Here is a 6445-nt window from a genome sequence, read left to right as displayed (position 1 = left end):
GTCCGTTCAACAAAGGGCTTGCTTGTCCATGTTTTCGGAAGATTTTCTGCATGCCTTTTTAAGTACATATTCTTTTTCTAAAAACACATTCTCAACTCTTAACTGGCATATTAAATTTAATATTTTCAATCCATTCTAAATTATCTTTTGACAAAATATCCATAAATAAATTTATATTAAATGGAAATGGAATTTTAATATTTTCATCTATTTTCTTAAAAAGAGAACTTGATTTTGTTTTCATTTTTTTCTCTTTATATTTGCCTTTTATTCCTCATCTTTTTCTCTTAGTTTTTCTAACACAGAAAAATCTTCTAAAGTAGTCGTATCCCCTTTAATGACTCCTGTAGTCGCTAATTCTCTTAAAAGCCTTCTCATAATTTTACCGCTCCGTGTTTTTGGCAAGGCTTCCGTAAAACGAATATCGTCAGGTTTTGCTAAAGTTCCAATTTCCTTTGCGATAAATTTTGAAATATCATCTTTTAAATGTGAATTTACTTTTTCTGATTTTTTTAAAGTAATAAATGCAACAATGCCTTGGCCTTTAATAGGATCGGGTCTTCCTACAACAGCACATTCCGCAATACTAGGATGATGAACGGCAGCACTTTCAATTTCCATTGTTCCGAGTCGATGTCCACTTACATTAATGACATCATCTACTCTTCCCATTATCCAAAAGTAACCTTCTTTATCTTGATGAGCTCCATCCCCAGTAAAGTAATGTCCTTCAATTTCTTTCCAATATGTTTTTTTATAACGTTCATGATCACCATATATTGTTCTAGCCATATATGGCCAAGGATTTTTTATACATAAATAACCACCCTCATTTCCTTTTGCTTTTGTACCATCTTTCTTTAAGATAAGAGGTTCTATTCCAAAAAAAGGATTTGTTGCACTACCTGGTTTTGTTGCCATAATTCCTGGAAAAGGAGCGATCATGGCAGCTCCTGTTTCAGTCTGCCACCAAGTATCTACAATTGGGCATTTTTTCTTTCCAATGACTTCATTATACCAAATCCAAGCTTCAGGATTTATAGGTTCGCCAACCGTTCCAAGTAATCTTAAACTGGATAAATCATGTTTTAATGGATATTCGTTTCCTAAACGTATAAAGGAACGTATTGCCGTTGGCGCAGTGTATAAAGTTGTTACTTTATGATCTGATATCATTTTCCAAAATCTATCTGGTTCTGGAAACGTAGGAGCACCTTCATACATAAATACTGTCGCACCATTGCTCAGAGGCCCGTAAACAACGTAACTGTGGCCTGTAATCCATCCCACATCGGCAGTACACCAATAAATATCTGTTTCTTTAATATCAAATAAATATTTTGTTGTTACGGTAGCACCTAATAAATAACCAGCTGTTGTATGAAGTAATCCTTTAGGTTTACCTGTTGTTCCGCTTGTATATAAAATAAATAAGGGATGTTCAGATGACAAAGGAATTGCTTCGCATACTTTTGCTTGTTTAGCAGAATACTCATGCCACCATAAATCTCTTCCTGTTTTCATATTTACTTTTTCAGAAGTTCTTTTAACAACAATAACATTTTTGATTGTAGGGGTTTCTAAAAGAGCTTGATCAGCCATTTCTTTCATTTTAACCACACTACCTTTTCGAAATCCTCCATCAGCCGTAAATAAAATTTTACAACCTGAATCTTGAATGCGATCGCGTAATGAATTGCTGCTAAATCCTCCAAATACAACTGTATGAACAACTCCAATTCGCGTACAAGCAAGCATTGCTATCATTGCTTCTGGAATTAGGGGCATATAAATAGCTGCTTTATCACCAGCAACCATTCCTAAACTTTTTAACATATTCGCACATTTCATGACTTCTGAATAAAGCTGTTGATATGTATATGTCCTAACTTCTCCTGGTTCTCCTTCCCAAATAAGTGCCGCTTTATTTTTTCGATCGGAATTTACATGTCTATCTAAGCAATTATAAGAAACATTTAAAGTAGCACCAATAAACCACTCTGCTTTATAATCTTTCCATTTAAATACACTTCTCCATTTTTTAAAAAAAACAAGATGAGTAGCAGCCATTTTTTCCCAAAATTCTTTTGGATTTTTAATTGAACTATTATACATTCTTTTATATGTATTATAATCTTTTAAAATATAATTTTCTGAAAATTTTTTATTTGGTATAAATTTTCTATTTTCTTTAAGTAAAGAATCAATTGAAACTTCTGCTAACTCATTATTTGCCATTATTCACCCCGACTTACGGCATTCCAAAATAGTTTTAATTTTTCTATAGCACTTTCAAATTCTTTCTCAGATACAGATAATACAAAACGTGAATAATCTTGAATTCCAGTCCATTCAGAACCATTAATTAAGAGACCCGTTTTATAAAACATAACTTCATGAATATTTTTACCATTAATTGTTTCATTAATTTCTTCATTATTTTTTTGAATTTTTATTTTCTTACCAATTAATTTTGTGGGTTTGGCTATAATAAATAAACCACCTTTAGAATCGAGTGGTTCCCATCCACAAATAGATAATATATGACTTAATTTTTCAAAACGATCTTGAAGAAATTCTTTTTGCTCATTGTAATGATTGATTACATCATTATTTTGTGAATTTATTACAGAATATATTTTTCGAGCTGCATAACGCATTGTATTTGGAATATAATTATTAATTCCTTTTTCCATTGCACTTTGCAATTGTTGATTTTCAGAATAACCAAAACCAATTCTTAAACCACCTGAAGAAAGTTCTTTTGATAAACCACCAAGTAGAATAAATTTCAACTTAGAAGAATAATTCTTAATGATTGACGAAATATCGTATGCTTCATCTGATTTTTGAAATTCAAGTTCAGAAAAAATAGTATCTAAAATTAAAACAGCATCATGTTTTTCTGCAACTTTAAATATTTCAATAAATTCTTGTTTTGAATATTTTGCTCCCGTTGGATTAACAATAGGTAAGTTTAGATAGATCCATACTTTTTTCTTTTGTTTTGATAAGATATCATTCATTTTAATTGCTTGAATTTTAAATTGATGATCAATAGACGTTTTAAGGGATAAAACTTCTGTTCCAAAGAAAAGAGCCGTTGCTTCAAAATATCCATAATTTCCAGAAGGAATTAGGATAGGGTTTTTATTTAATGAGCAATATTCTGAAATTCCAGCAAATAAAGAAGATACCCCGTTTGCTAAAAATATATCCTTATTTTGAATTGATTTAAATCCGAATCGTTTACTTAATGTTTGAGCAATTTCACTTTCTGGATTATTTTCAGAATTTGAAATATTTTGTCTTACAAAACTCTCAAAAATAGCTGCTTTTACAAAACTTGGACATGGAAACGTATTTTCGCCGTAATCCAATCTTACGACGTTACTATTTATCACATGATGAGAATTTTTTATTGCAGGGTGTTCAAAAGCTTTTGCACAATCTTTTGAAAGTCCAGTAAATTTATTTAAAAAAGCAGAATCTTCTGAAATCGGTAATCTTAAAGATTGCGATGAACTTCTTTTATTATTTTTTACATGAAAACTTAATAAATCAAATAAAATGGTATTATAAAACTCTTGAAGAACTACAGATGTTCTACTATATGTTAATTCTGCAGCATTGCATATTGCACTTAAAAAAGAATCATTTTCACTTAATAAAAAAGTGACTTCAACATCTGAATACAATCGATTGTGAATAAAACTACAAATTAAACTAACATGTCTTGGTAAATGCTGATTCGATAAATATTCAAAAATGCCATTCCCTTTTGGATAACTTGAAAGGTCAAATCCATTACTAAAATCTATAATTAATCTTGTTCCATATTTTTCAGTTGTATCGATAAGTCTTTTAATTGAATCTTGGCCTCTAATCTCAAAATCACTTAAAGAGCATAATACAAATTCTGGCGATATTGTTGAAACTAGTTTACAAACCAATTCACATTGTTTTGGAGATTCAATCACAAATATATTTTCATTATTTTGAGATATATCTGCTTGGAACCATTCCGCGGGAAGATCCTTGCATAATTCTTTTTTAACAATTGCTTTATGAATATCATATATCGAAAAAATATTTTTTATAACTGCAATTCTTGAAGGAGCAATCAAAACACTTTTTGCTGTTATTGGAACTCTCCAATACGTTCTAAAATATTCAGCAATATTTCTTCTAAATGAACTTTCTCCTCTAATGTCTTCATAATCAAAAGCAGAAGAAGAATTTAATTTTTCTGACAATCGTGACAAAAAGGAAAGCTTTTCTTCTACTAAAGATCGATCGTTAAAGGTTAGATCTAGACCACTTCGAGCATCAGAATATTCATCTTTTTTTAATAGTCGTAACACTTTTTTCATTTTATGACTATCACGCATTTCGGCATCGAGAACTTGTAAAGAGTGAAAAATTCTTCCCCCATTTTGTGCGTATGCATAAGCTGTCCGTGCAGAAATAGAATCAGTTGAATTTGCCCCCATATAAAATTCAAATCGATAGGCAGAGTTTCTTTCAATTTCAACTAAAGGTTTTATTTCCGTATCAAAAGCTTGTTCAATTTTTGTTTGCCAAACAGTTGTTACTTTAAATCCACGCCTTGTTAATAATCTATCTAAAACCGCTTTCCCAGGCCTTCCTCCTAAATTTAAAATAATTTTTCCTGAAGATTTCATAACATCAATAGACTCTTCAACAGCACGAGCAATTAAGCCTAAACCAAACTGATCTTCAATGTAACCTTGTTTAGAGCAGTAGTTACTTAATGCATATAAGGATTCATCGGTAACAGACTCAGGGAGTATATTTGGAATTAAACTGGAATCTGGAGCTAAAACTTGAGGAATACATCCAATTACTTTATCTAATTTTATTTGATTTACAATACAATATTCTAAAAGATCGGAATGATGAAATTGAACGCGTTCTAATATAGATTTACCTTCAGAGTCTATATAAGTCTGTCCTAAATTATCGAGAGCATTTAAAAATAAGTTAATACGCGCACAAATAATTGCTTTAGGATTAATATCGAGACCATATATTTGTTGAGGTGCTCCCCTTTTTGCTAATGCAATACTTATCCATCCATTTCCACAACCGAGTTCAGCAAGAACACGATGATGAAATTCGGAAGAAGGGTATCTTGCCAAACCTTCAAAAAAAGTAAATGACCAATCTTCAGGTGTGAAAATACTTGGCAATTGCAAAAGTAACAACGTATTAGGACTTGATTCATCTCCATCTGTAATTAATTTATCAATTGAAAAATGATAATTCAAAATTGCATCATGTCCAGATTCTAAATTTAAAAAATGTTGATAAAGTTCCGTTAAAGCACAACGGGCTTTGACTCTAGTCGAAGGATCTTCTAAATATTTTAAAATTTCTTTTAAATTTTCAAATGTTTGATTAGTCGATTTTTTACAGCTACTGAGGAATGCATTTAAATCAAAATTCCATGCATTTTTTTTACCCTCTTTTTCAGATTTCATAAAGTTTTCCTGTTAACTTTTTCTTCTAAATGTTTACCAATAATGGTAGCTATGAATACAGGTGGAAATAGCACAATTATCATAGGTAAAATTGCTCCACCTGCTATAAAATAAAATAACCTTCTTGTCATTGATGTTTCAATTGTAGGACTTGAAAAACCAACTGGTAAATATTTATCAATTTTAATAAATAAAGACTGAACAATAGCTCCACTTAATACCCAGTAAAATACAATTGCAAAGGAATAAAGTTCTAAAGGAAGATTAAGTTGCAATAAAGAATCAATTGAAAAAAGCATACTCAATAATAACCTCCATGTTAAGCCCGAATATACATTTATATTGTTATGCCATAGAGTAGCAATATTATCAAATTATCGCAACTAAACTGAATAAGGTAAGTTTTAAAATTTTTATTAAATATGAAATCAAAATTGTGACTAATAAAAAATATCTGTATAACTTTAACTTGGCAAAGCCTTACTAAAGGAATTTGGTAAAACGAATACTTTTAGTTTTTAAATTTAATCAATGAGGATATTATGAAAATTTTGAGAGTCCCAAATTATTTAACTTTAACTATCATGATAAGTTCTTTACATTTAAATATATTTGCACAAAATGATGGAAGACCTGAATATAAATCTCAAAAAGATTATTCTGAAGGAGTGAGTCCTTTTTTAAATACCCAAGCTAGATCACTTTCTGCTCAAAGATTATCACCCTCTTCTTATCCTGACGAAGCTGAAATTTTTTGTGGTTATGAACAATGTGTTTTTGGATTAACAAGAGGACTTGTTCTCGGAGGTGATGTATTTGGAATGGCTTATTCTCCACTTAGACAGTATTTTGATCCAAATTGGATTGGCGGAAATATTTACGTCATAGATGCCTTTGGTGGTTTTCAGATACTTAGAGATGTTGAAAATAAAATTTACATG

Annotated in this window: 5 protein-coding genes; 1 reads left to right on the top strand and 4 read right to left on the bottom strand. The window is 30.5% G+C overall.

Annotated elements, in window-relative coordinates; genetic code table 11:
- Nucleotides 1-91: 91 nt before the first annotated feature.
- The 4 genes from ACIQ56_RS13220 to ACIQ56_RS13205 are packed head-to-tail and all read right to left on the bottom strand — an operon-like array spanning nt 92 to nt 5803.
- The gene (locus ACIQ56_RS13220) at nt 92-244 is read right to left on the bottom strand and encodes a hypothetical protein (RefSeq protein ID WP_397601522.1); all 153 of its coding nucleotides are present in this window, start codon (nt 242-244) and stop codon (nt 92-94) included.
- Between the two features lie 23 nt (nt 245-267).
- A complete protein-coding gene (gene acs / locus ACIQ56_RS13215) occupies nt 268-2238 on the bottom strand; it encodes an acetate--CoA ligase (protein ID WP_397601521.1) in 1971 nt (656 codons plus the stop codon).
- Entirely contained in the window at nt 2238-5504 is a 3267-nt protein-coding gene (locus tag ACIQ56_RS13210; protein WP_397601520.1) for an aminotransferase class I/II-fold pyridoxal phosphate-dependent enzyme, read from the bottom strand. Before ACIQ56_RS13210 ends, acs begins: the two co-directional genes overlap by 1 nt.
- A complete protein-coding gene (locus ACIQ56_RS13205; protein ID WP_397601519.1) occupies nt 5501-5803 on the bottom strand; it encodes a hypothetical protein in 303 nt (100 codons plus the stop codon). Before ACIQ56_RS13205 ends, ACIQ56_RS13210 begins: the two co-directional genes overlap by 4 nt.
- Before the next feature lie 243 nt (nt 5804-6046).
- Here ACIQ56_RS13205 and ACIQ56_RS13200 point away from each other — a divergent pair.
- The coding region (locus tag ACIQ56_RS13200) for a hypothetical protein (protein ID WP_397601518.1) at nt 6047-6445 on the top strand (399 nt) is incomplete at its 3' end.

It is taken from the genome of Silvanigrella sp., from assembly GCF_044369315.1.
Classification (GTDB): domain Bacteria; phylum Bdellovibrionota_B; class Oligoflexia; order Silvanigrellales; family Silvanigrellaceae; genus Silvanigrella.
The sequence above is the reverse complement of the archived record's forward strand: the minus strand, read 5'-3'. Positions and strand labels throughout refer to the sequence as shown.